Consider the following 16,386-nt stretch of genomic DNA (forward strand, 5'->3'; position numbering starts at 1 on the left):
GCCACAACCGGGAGCTGGCCCGCGGGTTACCCCAGACAATGTGGGGAGGGATGCCGGATGGCCGAGGAAGCCGACGGAAGTGCCGGGCGCTCCCGCTTCAGCGCGGAAACGCTCAACAACGTCGTGCAGACGCTCGCCATCATCGGGGCCGGCGCCTGGGGCGTCTACACCTTCATCTACGAGGCCCGGATCGCCCCCGGCCTTGCACCGCCGAGCGTCTCCGTGACGAGCACGCTGGAGCGGGTCGGCCACAAGGACGGGCTCGTCGCCATCCGCTCGACCGTCACGCGCCGGAACGTCGGGCAGACCGAGGTTCGCGTGCTCGGCCTCACCTACAACGTCATCGGCGTGCGGGTGCGCTTCGCGGAGGGCGGCGACTTGCCCTCCGCCCCGCCGGAAAGCGGGGCGGTGGCCCAGGCGCGCGACTACGCGGAGGAGGAGGGCGAGGTCCTGCTCCGCAACGGCGTGCTCTTCGACGGCGCGTCGGGTGGTCCCTCCGGCCTCAACCCCGGCGAGGCGGTCTCGCGCGACCTTGTCTTCTACGCGGATCCGGCGCGGTACGACTCCATCCGCTTCCTCGTCGCGCTCTCCTACGCGAAGATGTCGGAGCCGCCGGTGCCGCTGGTGCTCACGCTGCGCGACGGGCGGATCGCGGCCGTGCCCGGGCCTGGTTGCGGCCCCCAGCCCTCCCGCTGCCAAGCTCTGGCTACAACGGATTTCGGGACGGAGTTCTCCCTGTGGACGCCGTGACCGCGGGGAAAATGCCGCAAGCCGTAGGCCGCGGTTGCGGTCCTGCCCGCCCCGACTCCACTCTGTGCGGATATCGGGGAGGATGCCGAATGGGCCTCGTTCCGGCGATGATCCGGGTGGTGGCGGGTAGCGGGCGCCCGCCCGCTGCCGCACGAGCAATGCCGTGACGGGGGCGGCCCTGGCGAGCCCGCGGCGCAGCCTTTCCGGTCACCTGCGTCGCCTGCGCTCCCGCCTCCGCCGCCTCTACGAGGATGACACGCCCTGGGCGCGCCGGGCACGGGATGTGCTGCTCGCCACCGATATCAGCATTCTCGTCTTCGTCATCGCTACCTCCTTCCTGCCAGGCCATGCCTGGGTGGAGGTGGTGGACGGCGTGCTCGGACTGCTCCTGCTCGCCGAATTCACCGCCCGCTTCTTCGCCAGCCGGACACCGCGCCGGGACCTGCTTCACCCCTGGACCTGGGTGGACATGGTGGCGATCGCCTCCTTCCTCGCGCCCGTGACGGGGGAGGCCTTCGGCTTCCTGCGCGTGCTCCGCCTCCTGCGGGTGCTGCGGCTCTTCCGCGTGCTCGAGCGGCTGCGCGAGGTCTCGCCGCTCTTCCGGCGCGAGGAGGAGGCCGTCCTGGCCGCGGCGAACCTGATCGTTTTCATCTTCGTCATGACCGGGATGGTCTACGCCACCCAGCACCGTTCCAACCCGCACATCACGAACTACGCGGACGCGCTCTACTTCACCATCACCTCGCTGACGACGACCGGCTTCGGGGACATCACCCTCCCGGGCACGACGGGGCGCATGCTCTCCGTCGTCATCATGCTGGCGGGCGTCACGCTGTTCCTGCGCCTCGCGCAGGCGATGTTCCGCCCCTCCAAGGTGCGCCATGACTGTCCCTCCTGCGGGCTGATGCGGCACGAGGCGGACGCGGTGCACTGCAAGGCCTGCGGCGTCGTCCTCAACATCCCCGACGAGGGGCGCTGAAGGCCACGGCGCGGCCCTAGTCGACCAGCCAGCGGAAGGAGCGTCGCAGATGCTCCGTTCCGTCGCGCTCGAACCAGCGGCCATGGGCGAAGATCACCCGCTCCGGCCGCAGCGCGATGAGGCGGGAGGCCGCGCGTGCCGCCTCGGCCTGCCGCTGCCGCACAATGGCCCGCAGATAGGGCGGCGGCATCCCGTCCGGTGAGAGCACGCCGAAGGCCCAGGCGATCGGCCGTACCGGCAGCGGCACCTTCGGCGATTCGAGGTTGATGACGAGGTCCGTCAGCACCAGCGTCTCGGTCGGCCGGTGGAACATCGCCGTCTCCGTGAAGCCGGCGGCGCCCGGCACCGGCACGAGCTGGATCGCGTCCCCCCATTCCGGCGGTGCCGTCCCGGGCAGGTCGTGGTCCAGCCGGAGCCCGCTGCGCCGCACCTGTCCGCGGGAGCGCAGGCTGGGAGTGGCCCAGGTCGTCGCCTCCGGGCAGGCGTCCGACCAGTCCTTCATGAAGGTCCAGTGGCCGAAGCTCGGCGCGACGAGGTGCCGCACCGGCCCGATCGCCTCCAGCTCGCCCTTGAGCTTGAGGGAGAAGCGCGTGGGGGAGTGCAGCAGAAGCCCGCCATCCGGCAGGCGGATCACCGTCATCCGCGTGCCCAGCACGGCGCCGAGAGCGCCCTCCAACGTGCTGTCCACGATGAAGAGGCCCTCCGCCACGGGCTTGGGCGTGTCGAGCGGCGGATAGCCGACATGGTGCGCCAGTTCGTGGCTGTCCTGGGCGAGCAGCCGCGCGACCGGCCCGCCCCCCTGGCCCGGCCCCTGCCGCGGCGACGCACTGCTGATGGCCGTTACCACCAGTTCCGTGATGCCGAGGCCGACGAGAAGCGCGCGGGCCGCGTCCGGCTGCCGCCGCATGGCCAGCCCTGCCACCAGCAGCGCCGCGCCGCCGGCCGCGTCCAGCGCGAGGTGCTGGCGCATGGAAAGGGCCGGGGTCAGCCCGCCCTCATAATCCGTCAGCGCCGCGTAGCCCGCGTGATAGGCGCCCGCCGCGCCCAGCAGCCGCGAGACCGGTGGCGGCAGAGCGCGCGAGGCCGAGAGGCCGCCGAGCAGCGCGGCCATGCCATAGTCGATCAGCCCGTGCAGCCGGGTGGAGATGATCATCGGGCGCATCCGATCCTTGGGGGCCCCGGGAAAACGGGACCGCCGCGGGATGGATGCATTCCATGCGAGGAAACGTGGGCGTACGCGAACAGCCGCCGCGCGGGGCGGTTGGAAATGCCCTTCAGCCGGCCCGGTCAGGGGCCGGCAGGCAAGGGGGCTTCAGCCCTCCTCCTCGTCGTCGGCGCCGCGCAGGTCGCAGGCGATGACATAGGCCGGGGAACCATCCTCGGCCTCCATCTCCTCGATCAGGTCGATGCCGTAGATGTCGATGTCTCCGTCATCCTCCTCGCCGCCGAGCATGATGCCGAGCGCGATGGGGCGGGAGGCATCGAGCTTCTGCAGCTCGGCGATCAGGGCGCCGACCGTCATGGTCTCGGTGGCCTGATTGTCGTCGGACATGGGGGTCGCTCCTGAAGGCTGCGCCGATGTGGCAGGCCGCGGGGAAGCGGGCAAGGGGCGGGGAGCGTGACGGGCGCGTGAACTCGGCCTAGTCCCGCTTCATCCAACCGGAGGGGCCCTGCTGCCAGTAGGTCAGCGCGTGCCCGGCCGCCTTGCCCCGACGCCAGCGGTCCCGCGCCGCCTGCAAGGCCGCCTGATCGTTCCCGTCGAAGAGATCGAAAATGCGGTCGAAGGCCTCGGCGCGCGCTGTCTCAGCCCCGTCGGCCAGGAAGAGGTGCCGGGCGCCGTTGGGAGCCTCGTCCTCGGTGGTCAGCCAGATCGGCTGGAGGTCGGCATCGCCCGTGATGGGCGTGCCGTGGGGCAGCCAGTCCGGCTCGGGGCAGAGCCAGAGGGCAGCATCCAGCGCCGCCAGCCGCTCCGGCCCCCCCACCCGCACGACGGCGCGCCCGCCGGTGGCCAGCACGCGGCCGAGCAGGCGCGGCAGCGCCACCTCCAGCGCCGTGCGGGTCAGGTGGTAGAAGCCAATCTCGCTCATCTCTCGAAGCGATCCACGACAAGCCGGTCGAGCAGCCGCACGCCGAAGCCGCTCGGCCCGGGCGGCAGGGGATAGGCGCCGCTCTCCACGCCCTCCTCGCGCAGGTCCATCCCGGCGATGTCGAGATGCGCCCAGGGCGCGTCACCCCCCGCGAATTCCCGTAGGAAGGCCGCGGCCTGGCAGGCGTCGGGCAGGAACTTCCCCGCCCATCCCGGCCCCCCGCCGCCGACCGGCAGGCAGTGGCGGAGGTCGGCGATGGCGCTGTCGAGGTCGCGGCGGTGCTTCGCCCCGATCGGCATGGGCCAGAGCGGCTCCCCCACCGCATCGCCTGCCGCCATGAGGGCGTCGCGGAGGATGTCGTCGTTGCTGAAGAGCCCCGCGCGATGGTGGCCGAGGGCCGAGACGATGCTGCCCGTGAGCGTCGCGAGATCGATGATGGCGCGCGGCCCCATCCCGCGGGCGTGGTGCAGCGCGTCCGCCAGCACCAGCCGTCCCTCCGCGTCGGTGTCCACCACCTCCACCGTGCGGCCGGAGGCGGTGCGGAGCACGTCGCCGGGGCGGTAGCTGTCGGCGCCCGTGGCGTTCTCGGCGATGGCCAGCACGGCAACGGCGTGGGTGGGGCTGCGGCGCAGCGCGAGAGCCAGGATCGCCCCCGCGCAGGCGGCCGCACCGGCCATGTCGCCCTTCATCGCCTCCATCCCCTTGGCGGGCTTGATGGAGATGCCGCCGGTGTCGAAGGTGATGCCCTTGCCGACAAGGGCGACCGGCGCGCCCTCGCCCCGCCAGCGCAGCACCACCAGCCGCGGCGGATGCGCCGATCCCCGCCCGACCGCCAGCAGGGCGCCGTAGCCGCCCCGCTCCAGCCATTCGCGCCCGAGCACCGTCACCTCGATCCCGTGCTTGCGAAGCCCGGTCAGCCGCTCAGCGAAGGTATCGGGGGTCAGGCGGTTGGCGGGCTCGGCCGCGAGATCGCGCGCGAGGCCGACGCCGCGCAGCACCGCCTCCACCCGCGCCAGCGCCGGCGCCGCGGCGGCGGCATCGTCCACCAGCAGGTCCAGCCGCCGCAGGTCGCGCCGCGGGCCGGTGGAGAGATTCGGTAGCCGGTGCCCGCGCATTCCCGCGCCCATGGCGAGCTGCGCGACCGCGTCCGGGTCCAGACCGCGCGCGTCGATCACCGCCTGGCGGACCGGCGTCGAATCCCGGTCCTCGGGGTCCGTCGCCATGGAGGCGACGGCCAGCGCGCCCGCCACCTCCAGCCGCAGCGGGTGCGGCGGGCCCGCGCCGATCAGCCAAGCGGTGCGCCCGCCCAGCACGCCGTCCAGCCGCAGCGCCTCCCCCCTCGCCGCGCCGAAGCGCGCGACGGCGGCCAGCGGCGCGTAGGCGGCGGGCAGCGGCTCCTCCGGCAGGGCCGGGAAGGCCACGGGATGGCGGCCGCGCGGCAGCTCGGTCAGGCGGAGCTTCAGCACGGCCGGCTGCTACTAGCGCCGGGGGCGGCGGGTCGCCGGCCGCGCCGCGCGGGCCGGGGCAGGCGGGGCCACGGGCTCGGCGATGGAGGCGTCACTCGCCGCCCCGCCCTCCGCCAGGATGGCCGGGGATTCGCTGCCGACGCCGCTCACCGCCGCCTCGGGCTCGGCCGCGGGGGCGGGCGCCTCCACGTTGCGGCCCTCGTGGTGCTCGGCCACCAGCCGGTCTAGCAGGCGCACGCCCCAGGCCGTGGCGCCCTTGGGCACGGTCGGCTGGTCCTTGCCGCCCCAGGCGACGCCGGCGATGTCGAGATGCGCCCAGGGGCAGCCGTCGACGAACCGCTGGAGGAACTGCGCGGCGGTGATCGAGCCGCCCGCGCGCCCGCCGCCCACGTTCTTCATGTCCGCGATGTCGGACTTGATCGCGCGGTCATAGGCCTCGCCCAGCGGCATCCGCCAGGCGAGCTCGCCCACGGACTTGCCGGCCTCCTGGATGCGCGCCGCCAGCCCCTCGTCGTTCGAGAACAGCCCCGCGTGCTCGTTGCCGAGCGCGACGATGATCGCGCCGGTCAGCGTGGCCAGGTTCACCATGAAGGCGGGATCGAAGCGCTTCTTGCAGTAGGACAGCACGTCGGCCAGCACGAGCCGCCCTTCGGCGTCCGTGTTGATCACCTCGATCGTCTGCCCGGAATAGGAGGTGACGACGTCGCCCGGCCGCACCGCGGTGCCGGAGGGCATGTTCTCCACGAGGCCCACGAGGCCGACCACGTCCACCTTCGCCTTGCGGCCCGCCAGCGCCATCATCAGCCCGGCGACGGTGCCGGCGCCGGCCATGTCCCACTTCATGTCCTCCATGCCGGCAGCGGGCTTGATGGAGATGCCACCCGTGTCGAAGGTCACGCCCTTGCCGATGAAGGCGATCGGCTGGCTGTCCTTCTTCTTCGAATCCGTGCCGTTCCAGCGCATCACCACCATGCGCGGCGGCTGCGCCGATCCCTGGGAGACGCAGAGCATCGAGCCGAAGCCGAGCTTCTCAAGGTCCTTCTGCCCGAAGACCTCTACCTCCACACCCAGCTTCTCCAGCTTGCGCAGGCGGTCAGCGAATTCGGGCGGGTTGAGGATATTGGCGGGCTCGCTGACCAACTCGCGGGTCAGGAACACGCCCTCGGCGATGGCGCGGCGGCTCGCCCATTCGGCCTTGGCGGCGTGCGGGTCCTCGCAGAGCACCTTCACGCCGGCAAGGCGCGGCTTGTCCTCCGGCTTCTCCGTCGTGCGGTAGCGGTCGAAGCGCCAGGCGCGCAACACGGCGCCGAGCGCCACATCCGCCGCCGCCCCGGCCCAGCCGCCGATGGCCCGCGTGTCGATCGAGGCCAGTGCCTCCCGCCCGAGCGCCGCGACGGCGTTCCCGCCCGCCACCTCCGCGCCCGCCGCGTCCAGCGCCTCGCGCTTGCCGAGGCCGACCAGCACCAGCCGCGAGAGTCCGCCGCCGGGGGCGTAGAGGGTCGTTGCCTGGCCCTTGCGGCCCTTGAACTCCGCCGCCGCCGCCCCGCGCGCGAGGCTGCCGCCCAGCAGCCGGTCCCACTCGCCCATCAGCGCGCCGCCGAGATCCTCCTCCGCCAGCGGCAGGACGAGGGCGCCGCTCTCGGGCAGGGAGGCTTTGGCGAAGGCGATGTCGAGCATGGGGGATCCCGGGTCTGTCAGCCGAGAGATAGCACCCGCCGCGCGATACGCCACACGGCCCCCACCGCACCGGGGAGCTTGTCTCGTTCTGAAACACGGCCGCGGGCCGGTCACCCGCCTGGCAGGCAGGGGCAGGGCGCGGTAGCGGCGGCGCATCGCCCCGGAAGGGCTGTCCGTCCCGCTCCGCCCGCCCGCGCGTCCTACTCCGATGCTCCGAACGGAAGGACGCGGCGCCGCTCAGCGCCAGCCGCCGCGCCCATAGTAGCCGCCATGGCCGTAGCCATACCCGCGATAGCCATAGGCAGGGGCGGAGTAGGCGTAGGAGCGGTAGGCCGGCCCACCATACCCACGGCCATAGCCGCCGTATCCGCCGCCATAGCCGACAGGATAGGCGACGCAGCCGGCTAGCGAGGCAGCGGCGACGACAAGGGTGAGCGCGCGAAGCACGCGGGAGCGGTTGGTCATGGTGACCTCCTCTCGGCCGGGGCGCCGGCGACATGCCGGCGGTCCCTGCCAGGCGGGAATAACGCCCGCCGCAGCTGTCTGAACCGCGGCCGGATCAGGGCCGCGCCGTGGCAGGAGGCCCGCGCGCGGGGACGTGATCGCGCGCTCTGTGCCCAGCTTCAGGGAACCGGGTGCACGTCGTCTGCCCGCTGCGGCGGCAGCTTGATGGCCACCGCCCGGAACCGCCCGGTCGCCGGGCGCGAGCCGGCATGCGCGGTGCGGCGGGGGATGATGATCAGGTCGCCCGGCTTGATCTGCACCTCCCGCTCTCCCAGCCAGAAGGAGCCGGTGCCGTCGAGGATGAGCTGGATCTCGTCCGCATCCGCGTGGAAGTGCTTCATCACGTTGCCGCTCTGGATCGCAACCGTGCCGTGCTCCGTGTCTACGAGGGTGCGGGAGCGAAGGTCCGCGCCGGGGCGCGGCGCGCCGATCTCGTCCTCGGTCATGCTGAACAGGTTCACGATCCGCGGCTCCATCGCGGGCCTTCCGACTTGGCCCTGGGCCTGAGCAAGGGCGTGCGGCACGACATCCGCCGCGAAGAGGCCGGCGGTGAAGGCAAGCGCGAAGCCGCCGAGGATGACCGGAAGGCGCATGGAAGTTCCCCTGCTTGGTTGGCGGCGATGATGGGCCGCGCGATCGAGCCGCCGCAACATCCCAGGATGGCCAGGGGGATGATGGCTCTGGGGATGATGGCCAGGGCTGCCCCTGCACCCCCCGCCCGCGCTATGCCCATCCGATGACCGACGAAGACCTGCTCGAACTCGCCGCGGGCCTGGCCGAGCGCGCCGCCCATGCCATCAACGCCATCCGCGCCGCCGGCTTCGCGGTGGAGCGCAAGAGCGACGCCTCCCCCGTGACCGAAGCCGATCGCATCGCGGAAGCCTTGATCGTGGAGGGCCTGCGCGCCGCCACCCCCGACATTCCCGTGGTGGCGGAGGAGGAGGTCGCGGCCGGGATCCTCACCGCCCTCGCCCCGCGCACCTGGCTGGTGGACCCGCTGGACGGCACGCGCGAATTCGCTGCCGGCCACGACAGCTTCGCCGTGAATGTCGGCCTCGTGGTGGAGGGGCGCGCGCATCTCGGCGCCGTCGCCATCCCCGCGACCATGGAGGTCTTCGGCGGCATCGTCCCCCTGGGCCTCGCCTGGAAGAGGGACGCCGCCGGCCGGCGCGCCATTCGCGCCCGCGCCATCCCGCCGGAGGGCGTGATCGTCCTCGCCTCCCGCCACTACTCGGACGACCCGCGGCTGGACCGCTTCCTCGAGGGGCGGCGGGTGGCGGAAGTAATCAAGATCGGCTCCGCCGTGAAGTTCTGCCGCCTCGCTGAGGGGGCGGGGGACCTCTATCCCCGCTTCGGCCGCACGATGGAGTGGGACACCGCCGCCCCCCAAGCCCTGCTGGAAGCGGCCGGCGGTCGCGTCGCCGGCTTCGATGGCACGCCGCTTCGCTACGGCAAGCCGGGCTTCGAGAACGGCGCCTTCCTCGCCCAGGGCTTTCCGGCCGCATGACCGAGCGCCTGCCGCCCGAGGCTGCCCCGCGCGCCGCCGCCCTGTTGCGGGAGGGCGCGCTGGTCGCCTTTCCCACCGAGACCGTCTATGGCCTCGGCGCCGACGCGCGCAATGGCGGCGCAGTCGCGGCGATCTTCGCGGCCAAGGGCCGCCCGCACTTCAACCCGCTCATCCTCCACTTCCCCGAAGCAGCCGCCGCCTTCGAGGAGGTGGTTCCCGACGAGCGCGCCCTGGCACTCGCCGCCCGCTTCTGGCCCGGCCCGCTCACCCTCGTGCTGCCGCGCCGCCGGAACAGCCGGGTGGACCTCCTGGCCGGCGCGGGTCTGGACACACTGGCGGTGCGCGTGCCCGCCCATCCCCTCGCCCTCGCCCTGCTGCGGGAGGCGGCCACCCCGGTCGCCGCCCCCTCTGCCAACCGCTCCGGCGGCGTCTCACCCACCACGGCGGAGCACGTGCTGGACGGGCTGTCCGGCCGCATCGCCGCGGTGCTGGACGGCGGCCCCTGCGCCGTCGGGGTGGAGAGCACGGTGCTCGACCTCACCGGAGCCGGGGCGGTGCTGCTGCGTCCTGGCGGCGTGACGGCGGCGGCGATCGAGGCGGTGATCGGCCCCATCGGCCGCCCCATCCCGGTGGAGGCCGCGGAGGCAACGCGCACGCTCCGCTCCCCCGGGATGATGCTCTCCCACTACGCGCCCGCCCTGCCGGTGCGCCTCGCCGCCGCCGATGTCGGGCCGGAGGAAGGACTGCTCGCCTTCGGTCCGCCCCTGCCGGGCGCGGCGGTCACCTGGAACCTTTCCCTGGCCGGCGACGCGTCCGAAGCCGCCGCCCGCCTCTTCTCCGGCCTGCGCTGGCTGGATGCGGAGGGTGCGCGCCGCGGCCTCAAGGGCATCGCCGCCATGCCCGTGCCGGTGGAGGGATTGGGCGAGGCCATCAACGACCGCCTCCGCCGCGCCGCCGCCCCGAGATAGCGCGGCGCGGCCACGATTAGCGGCCGAACCCCCTTGCCCGCACCCGGCGGCGGGATGAGTCTGCCGCCGTGCCCAAGCCGTCCGCCCCGCCCGCCGAGCTTCCCCTCAACCCGCCGCCCGGCCCCGCCCAGCTCTTCGCCGCCTTCGCCAAGGCCGGGCTGATGGGCTTTGGCGGCGCCCAGGTCTGGGTCCGCCGCGCCCTGGTGGAGGAGCGGCGCTGGATGACCGAGCGGGACTACGCGGAGGTCCTCGGCCTCGGCCAAGTGTTGCCCGGCCCCAATGTGGGCAATGCCGCCGTCATGATCGGCCGCCGCTTCGCGGGCCTGCCCGGCTCCTTCGCGGCGACCGGCGGGCTCTACCTCTTTCCGCTGATCGTCCTGATGTCGCTCGTCCTGCTGTGGCAGGAATTCGCCGATATCCCAGCGGTCGCGGCCTTCATGCACGGCCTCGCCTGCGCGGCGGCGGGGATGGTGATCGGCAACGGCCTTCGCATGATCGGGCGCCTCCGCCCGCCGCCGGAGCTGATCGCGATCGGCATCCTCTCCACCGTTGCGGCCGCCTGGTTCCGGGTGCCGCTGCCGATCATCGTGCTCGTGCTCGGCCCGATCTCCATCGCGGCCGTGGTCTGGCGCGCCCGGCGCGGCGGGGAGGCGCGGGCATGACCGGGCCTGTCTGGGACCTCTTCCTCTTCTTCCTAAAGCTCTCCCTCGTCGCGGTCGGCGGGGCCAACGCCGCCGTGCCGTCGATGCACCACGAGGTGGTGGAGCTGCGCCAGTGGATGACGGACGCCGCCTTCTCCCAGGGCTACGCCCTCGCCTCCGCCGCGCCGGGGCCGAACGTGCTCTTCGTGGCGGTGATCGGCTGGCACGTCGCGGGGTGGCAGGGTCTGGCGGCGAGCCTGATCGGCTTTCTCGGCCCCACCTTCATCCTTGCCTGGGCCGTCGCGATGCTGACGCAGCGCCTGGCGGGCGACCCGCGCATGGGGGCGCTACGGGCCGGGCTTGTGCCGGTCGCGATCGGGCTGATCCTCGCCACCGGCCTTGTCACGGGGGCCGCGGCGGCGCGCGGCACGGGAACCGAGATGGCCGTCGCGGTGCTGATCACCCTCGCCTCGACCCTCTTCGTCTGGCGGTCGAACTTCTCCCCCATCTGGACGCTCTTGGCGGGCGGGCTGCTCGGCTTGGTGCTGCTCGGCGGGTAGCCGCCGCCTGCCGGATTAATAATCATTCTCACCTCTTGCCCGCGCCGCCCGGGCGGGACAGATTGCGCGCCGTTCATCTGACCAGCCCCTTGCCGAGGCCAGCGCCATGATCCGCCCGCGGACCGCCCTCCTGCTCGCCCTCTCCCTGTTTGCCTCCCCCGTCGCCTCCCGGGCGGCGGAGGTGAACCTCTACACCACGCGCGAGCCGGGCCTGATGCGCCCCCTGACGGAGCGCTTCACCCAGGAAACCGGCATCAAGGTAAACACCGTCTTCGTCCAGGGCGGCCTGGCGGAGCGGCTGAACGCCGAGGGCAGCCGTTCCCGCGCCGATGTCGCCATGGTGGTGGATGTCGGCAACCTGATGGAGCTGGTGGACCGCAATCTCACCCAGCCCGTGCGCTCCGAGGTGCTGGAATCGGCCATCCCCGCCCCCTTGCGCGACCCGCAGGGCCGCTGGTTCGCCCTCTCCACGCGCGCCCGCGCCATCTACGCCTCCCGCGAGCGGATCCCGGAGGCCGAGGCCGCGAAGCTCACCTACGAGGACCTCGCCGACCCCCGCTTCAAGGGAAAGGTCTGCATCCGCTCGGGCCAGCACCCCTACAACACCGCGCTCTTCTCGATCCTGATGATCCATCACGGCGAGGCCTGGCTTCGCGACTACCTGACGAAGCTGCACGGCAACCTCGCCCGCCGCGCCACGGGCGGCGACCGCGAGGTGGCGCGCGACATCCTCGCGGGCATCTGCGACGTGGGGCTCGCCAACACCTACTATGCCGGCCTCATGCTCTCGGGGCAGGGCGGGGAGGAGCAGAAGCGCTGGGGCGAGGCCGTGCGCGTCGTCCTGCCGCGCGCCGAGACCGCGGTGAACATCTCCGGCGGCGCCGTCACCCGCCACGCGCCCAACAGGGCGGAGGCCGTGCGCTTCCTTGAATTCCTCGCCTCCCCCGAGGCGCAGTCGATGTATGCCGACGCCAACTTCGAGAACCCCGTGCGCCCGAACACGCCGGTGAACCCGATCGTCGCCGGCTTCGGCGCCCTCAACCCGCGCGACGTGTCCCTGCCCGAGGTCGCCTCCCGCCGCGCGGCCGCCAGCCGCATCGTGGACGAGGTCGGCTTCGACCGCTGAGGGCGGTCCCGGCGCGCGCATGAGCCACCAGGGAACCGCGCCCCTCCTCCCTGTTGCGCTCTCCGCCGCGCCGCCCCGGCCCGGCCTCGGCACCCGCCGCGCGGCGCTCGGCCTCAGGCTGGGCGCCGCGCTCGGTGTGCTGCTGGTGGCCCTGCCGGTGGTGGCCCTCGCCTTCGCCGCCGCGCGGGGCTCTGGCGACCTTTGGCCCCACCTCATCCGCTATGTCCTGCCCGAGGCCGCCGTCGAGACGGCGCTCCTGCTCGCCGGCGTCGGCATGGTCGCGGTCGGGATCGGCACGGGCACGGCCTGGCTTGTCACCACCTGCCGCTTCCCGGGGCGCAAGACCTTCGCCTGGGCGCTCGTGCTGCCGCTGGCCATGCCCGCCTATGTCGCCGCCTATGCCTGGCTGGACGTGCTGCACCCCGCCAGCGCCGTGCAATCCAGCCTGCGCGCCCTGCTGGGACTGACCAATCCCCGCGCCATCCCGCTGCCCGAGATCCGCTCGCTCCCCGGCTGCATCATGGTGATGGGGACGGTCCTCTTCCCCTATGTCTACCTCGCGGCCCGCGCCGCTTTCCTCACCCAGGGGCCGGACATGCTGCGGGCGGGGCGGGCGATGGGGGCGGGGGGCTGGCGGCTCTTCCTCACAGTCGGGCTGCCCATGGCCTGGCCGGCGGTCACGGCCGGGGCGGCGCTGGCGCTGCTCGAAACGCTCAACGACGTGGGCGCCGCCGAATTCCTGGGCGTGCGGACGCTCACCGTCTCGGTCTACGTCACCTGGATCACCCGCTCCTCCCTGGAGGGGGCGGCGCAGATCGCCCTTGTGCTTCTCGCGGCCGTCGCCGCCGTCCTCGCGATCGAGGGCTGGGGCCGCAGCCGGGCACGGGACGCGCGGGCGGTGCCGGACGCCATCCCGCCGGACCTTCGCCCGCTGCCGCTCGGCCGCGGGCTGCTCGCCTCCCTCGCCTGCGCCGTGCCGGTACTGCTCGGCTTCGTCACGCCGGCCTCCTACCTTCTCTGGGCGGCCTCCCGCCGGGTGGCGGAGTTCGGCTGGCCGGCGGAGCTCGGCACATGGATCGCCAACAGCGCCACGCTCGCGGCCATCGCCACCCTCCTCGTGCTGCCCGCCGCCCTCCTGCTCGCCTTCGGGGCGCGTACCGGCGCGGGGGTGGGCGGGCGGCCGGGGCTGGACGCCGCGCTGCTGCGCGCGAGCCTCCTCGGCTACGCCCTGCCCGGCGGGATCGCGGCGGTCGGCCTCATCATCGCCTTCGGAGGCCTCGACGACGTGCTGGAGACGTTCGGCGCCCTCGCGCCGCCGCCGCTCTCGGGCACGCTGGCCGCGCTCATCCTGGCGTATTTCGTGCGCTTCCTCGCCATCCCCGCCTCGGGCCTCGACGCCGCCTATGGCCGCATCCAGCGGGAGGTGGACTGGTCCGCCCGCGCCATGGGGGCGGGGCCGGGGCGCATCCTCTGGCGCGTGCACCTGCCGCTGCTGCTGCCCGCGTTGCTGGCCGCGGCGCTGCTGGTCTTCCTCGACGCCATGAAGGAACTGCCCGCCACCCTCCTTCTCCGCCCCTTCAACCGCGAGACCCTGGCGACGGCCCTCTACGGCGAGGCCGCGCGCGGCACTTATGAGGAAGGGGCGGTGGCCGCGCTGGCCCTGGTGGTGGTGGGGCTGCCGGTGATCGCGCTGATGGTGGCCGGCGGGCGGGCGACGGCCGCCAGGGCGAGGCGGCCGGGGCGAAGGTCCAGGCCGCCGGCCTGAGGGCTTTGCTGGGCGACTCCTTTGCGGGATGGAAGCGCGGGGCCAGATAGGGCCGGTTCCCGCACGTAACCCCCGAAAACCGCCCTTGACCCGCGGCCCCGCCGCGGCGTTTGGTCCCCCGCCATGCCCGACACGCCCATGCCCCTCCTCCCGGCCCTGCCCGCCGGCCTGCTGGACGCCCTTCACGGCCTCCTTGGCCCGCGCGGCGTGGTGACGGACCCGCTGGACCTGGAACCGCATCTGTCCGACTGGCGCGGCCTCTACCGCGGCGCCTCCCCCGCGCTGCTGCGCCCGGCCTCCACCGGGGAGCTGGCGGCGGCGATGCGCCTGCTCTTTGAGGCCGGCGTGCCGGTGGTGCCCCAGGGCGGCAACACCTCCATGGTTGGCGGCGCCATGCCGGACGAGAGCGGGCGGCAGGTCATCCTCTCCCTCTCCCGCCTCAACCGCATCCGCGACATCGACCCTGTGGACATGACCATGGTGGCGGAGGCGGGCGTGGTGCTGAAGGCGGCGCAGGACGCGGCGGCGGCGGCCGGCACCCTCTTCCCCCTCTCGCTCGGCGCCGAGGGCACGGCGACGATCGGCGGCGTGCTCTCCACCAATGCCGGGGGCAACACCACCGTCCGCTACGGCAACGCGCGGGACCTGATGCTGGGGCTGGAGGTCGTGCTGCCCGATGGTGGCGTGATCAACGGCCTGCGCCGGCTCCGCAAGGACAACACCGGCTACGCGCTGCGCCACCTGATGGTGGGCGCCGAGGGCACGCTCGGCATCGTCACCGCCGCCGTGCTGCGCCTCTTCCCCCGCCCGCGCGCCGAGGCCATCGCGCTCTGCGCGGTCGAGAGCGAGGAGGCGGCGCTGGCCCTCTTCCGCCGCTTCCGCGACCGCGATGAGACGGCGGTGCGCGCCTTCGAGTACATGGCCGGCCAGGGCATGGACCTCGTGCTGCGCCACGTCGAGGGCGCCACCCTGCCGCTCTCCGAGCGGGCGGAGCACTACGTGCTGGTGGACCTCGCCTCCTCCCGCCCCGATGCCGACCTCCGCGGGCTGATGGAGGCGGTGCTGGAGGAGGCGCTGGAGGCGGGCGAGGTGCTGGACGCCGCGCTGGCCGAGAGCGAGGCCCAGCGCGCCGCCATCTGGCGCCTGCGCGAGGAGCATCCGGAGGCGCAGAAGCGAGAGGGCGCCTCGGTGAAGAACGATGTCTCCGTCCCGGTCTCGAAGGTGCCGGAACTGATCCGGCGCTCCAACGCGGCGCTGAAGGAGCTTATCCCCGGCAGCCGCCCCGTGCCCTTCGGCCACATGGGCGACGGCAACATCCACATGAACCTCGAGCAGCCCGAGGGGATGGACCCCGGCGCCTTCCTGGCGCTGAGCCACGACATCATGGACTGCGTGAACGCCATTGTCCGCGACCTCGACGGCTCCTTCTCCGCCGAGCACGGGGTGGGGCGCCTCAAGCCCGACATGCTCGCCGACTGGCGCGGGGGCGCGGAGCTGGAGGCGATGCGGCGGATCAAGGCGGCGCTCGATCCCAAGGGCCTGCTGAACCCAGGCAAGGTGCTGCCCGTTTGAACCGCGCCCTGCCGCTGCTGGCCGTCCTCCTCCTCTCGGCCTGCGCCGAGCCCGAGGCGCGGAGGCTGGAGCCGCTGCCCCGTCTGCCCGACGTGCCCGACGCCTTCCGCGCCGAGCTTCTCGGCGGCCGCAGCCCGGATTGCCGCCTGCGCGGCCAGGCCGTCTATCTCGGCGGCGGGCGCTTCCTGACGGCCGCGCATCTGGTGGACGACATGGTGCCGCGCCTGCGCCACTGCTCGGGCATCCCGCTGGAGCCGCTGGTCGTCTTCCACGGTTACACCATGCCGGTGCGACTGCTGCGTCTGGGAGTGGGGGAGCTGGAGCCGCAGATCGGACCGATCTACCGCCGCGGCGAGGACCTCGCCCTCCTCGAGACCTCGCGCGTGCCGCCCGGCCCCGGCGCGCGGCCCTGCCCGGCCGGCCCCAGCGCGGGGCAGGCCGTGATCGTTCTCTCCGGCGATCGCCACGAGACGCGGGCCGGGCCAATGGTCCCCGAGATCCGCGAATCGGACGGCGCCTATGCCGACCTGCCGATCCACCTCGCCCAGGGTGAATCCGGCGCCGGCGTCTTCGACGCGCGGAGCTTCTGCCTTCTCGGCGTGGTCAGCCATCGGCCGGACGCGACGCCCAACCACTCGCGCATCGTGCCCGCCGCCACCATCCGCACCTTCCTGAGCGCGGTGGAGGGTACCAGTGACGTGGAAGGCACGGGCAAGGGTTCCGGCCCCGCCGCACCGGGCGCGGGCGACACGGCGGCGGGACTTCGCGGGCCCGGCACGTGATT

17 protein-coding genes are annotated in these 16,386 nt (G+C 73.4%); 10 read left to right on the forward strand and 7 right to left on the reverse strand.

The window, feature by feature from the left end:
- Positions 1 to 57 precede the first annotated feature (57 nt).
- A complete protein-coding gene (locus D9599_RS08620) occupies positions 58 to 750 on the forward strand; it encodes a hypothetical protein (protein WP_198380813.1) in 693 nt (230 codons plus the stop codon).
- Between the two features lie 163 nt (positions 751 to 913).
- Complete coding sequence (locus D9599_RS08625; RefSeq protein WP_198380814.1) at positions 914 to 1,729, forward strand: potassium channel family protein; 816 nt, start codon at positions 914 to 916, stop codon at positions 1,727 to 1,729.
- A 16-nt stretch (positions 1,730 to 1,745) separates the two neighbouring features.
- Here the strand turns inward: D9599_RS08625 and D9599_RS08630 are convergent, their stop codons facing one another.
- From D9599_RS08630 to D9599_RS08660, 7 genes are all read right to left on the reverse strand, one after another.
- Positions 1,746 to 2,882: a DUF4336 domain-containing protein gene (locus D9599_RS08630; RefSeq protein ID WP_198380815.1), complete on the reverse strand. Its 1,137-nt coding sequence runs from the start codon at positions 2,880 to 2,882 to the stop codon at positions 1,746 to 1,748.
- 159 nt (positions 2,883 to 3,041) lie between these two features.
- Positions 3,042 to 3,281 carry a hypothetical protein gene (locus tag D9599_RS08635; protein WP_198380816.1) on the reverse strand — a complete coding sequence of 80 codons (240 nt, stop codon included), beginning with the start codon at positions 3,279 to 3,281 and terminating at the stop codon, positions 3,042 to 3,044.
- An 88-nt stretch (positions 3,282 to 3,369) separates the two neighbouring features.
- Positions 3,370 to 3,816 (reverse strand): DNA polymerase III subunit chi, encoded by a 447-nt coding sequence (locus D9599_RS08640; RefSeq protein ID WP_198380817.1) that lies wholly within the window; start codon positions 3,814 to 3,816, stop codon positions 3,370 to 3,372.
- The gene (locus D9599_RS08645; protein WP_198380818.1) at positions 3,813 to 5,282 is read right to left on the reverse strand and encodes a leucyl aminopeptidase family protein; all 1,470 of its coding nucleotides are present in this window, start codon (positions 5,280 to 5,282) and stop codon (positions 3,813 to 3,815) included. Before D9599_RS08645 ends, D9599_RS08640 begins: the two co-directional genes overlap by 4 nt.
- 12 nt (positions 5,283 to 5,294) lie before the next feature.
- On the reverse strand, positions 5,295 to 6,959 hold the full coding sequence (locus D9599_RS08650) for a leucyl aminopeptidase (RefSeq protein ID WP_198380819.1): 1,665 nt from the start codon (positions 6,957 to 6,959) through the stop codon (positions 5,295 to 5,297).
- Positions 6,960 to 7,196: 237 nt separating this feature from the next.
- Positions 7,197 to 7,424 carry a hypothetical protein gene (locus D9599_RS08655; RefSeq protein WP_198380820.1) on the reverse strand — a complete coding sequence of 76 codons (228 nt, stop codon included), beginning with the start codon at positions 7,422 to 7,424 and terminating at the stop codon, positions 7,197 to 7,199.
- A 158-nt stretch (positions 7,425 to 7,582) separates the two neighbouring features.
- Positions 7,583 to 8,056, reverse strand: coding sequence for a cupin domain-containing protein (locus tag D9599_RS08660; RefSeq protein WP_198380821.1), 474 nt, complete (start codon positions 8,054 to 8,056; stop codon positions 7,583 to 7,585).
- Positions 8,057 to 8,199: 143 nt separating this feature from the next.
- Here D9599_RS08660 and D9599_RS08665 point away from each other — a divergent pair, with 143 nt between their 5' ends.
- The 8 genes from D9599_RS08665 (at position 8,200) to D9599_RS08700 (ending at position 16,384) form a co-directional block, all read left to right on the forward strand.
- On the forward strand, positions 8,200 to 8,970 hold the full coding sequence (locus tag D9599_RS08665; RefSeq protein WP_198380822.1) for a 3'(2'),5'-bisphosphate nucleotidase CysQ: 771 nt from the start codon (positions 8,200 to 8,202) through the stop codon (positions 8,968 to 8,970).
- The gene (locus D9599_RS08670; RefSeq protein WP_198380823.1) at positions 8,967 to 9,938 is read left to right on the forward strand and encodes an L-threonylcarbamoyladenylate synthase; all 972 of its coding nucleotides are present in this window, start codon (positions 8,967 to 8,969) and stop codon (positions 9,936 to 9,938) included. The genes D9599_RS08665 and D9599_RS08670 overlap by 4 nt, the downstream gene beginning before the upstream one ends.
- A gap of 68 nt (positions 9,939 to 10,006) precedes the next feature.
- On the forward strand, positions 10,007 to 10,600 hold the full coding sequence (locus D9599_RS08675) for a chromate transporter (RefSeq protein WP_198380824.1): 594 nt from the start codon (positions 10,007 to 10,009) through the stop codon (positions 10,598 to 10,600).
- The gene (locus D9599_RS08680; protein ID WP_198380825.1) at positions 10,597 to 11,139 is read left to right on the forward strand and encodes a chromate transporter; all 543 of its coding nucleotides are present in this window, start codon (positions 10,597 to 10,599) and stop codon (positions 11,137 to 11,139) included. Before D9599_RS08675 ends, D9599_RS08680 begins: the two co-directional genes overlap by 4 nt.
- Before the next feature lie 106 nt (positions 11,140 to 11,245).
- Positions 11,246 to 12,265, forward strand: a complete 1,020-nt coding sequence (locus D9599_RS08685) for an extracellular solute-binding protein (protein WP_198380826.1) — start codon at positions 11,246 to 11,248, stop codon at positions 12,263 to 12,265.
- Between the two features lie 19 nt (positions 12,266 to 12,284).
- Positions 12,285 to 14,030: an iron ABC transporter permease gene (locus D9599_RS08690; protein ID WP_198380827.1), complete on the forward strand. Its 1,746-nt coding sequence runs from the start codon at positions 12,285 to 12,287 to the stop codon at positions 14,028 to 14,030.
- A 123-nt stretch (positions 14,031 to 14,153) separates the two neighbouring features.
- Positions 14,154 to 15,602 carry an FAD-binding oxidoreductase gene (locus D9599_RS08695; protein ID WP_375373042.1) on the forward strand — a complete coding sequence of 483 codons (1,449 nt, stop codon included), beginning with the start codon at positions 14,154 to 14,156 and terminating at the stop codon, positions 15,600 to 15,602.
- Entirely contained in the window at positions 15,599 to 16,384 is a 786-nt protein-coding gene (locus D9599_RS08700; protein ID WP_198380828.1) for a hypothetical protein, read from the forward strand. Before D9599_RS08695 ends, D9599_RS08700 begins: the two co-directional genes overlap by 4 nt.
- Positions 16,385 to 16,386: the final 2 nt, after the last annotated feature.

The sequence above is a fragment of the Roseomonas sp. KE2513 genome, assembly GCF_016107305.1.
In the GTDB taxonomy this organism is placed as follows: Bacteria; Pseudomonadota; Alphaproteobacteria; order Acetobacterales; family Acetobacteraceae; genus Roseomonas.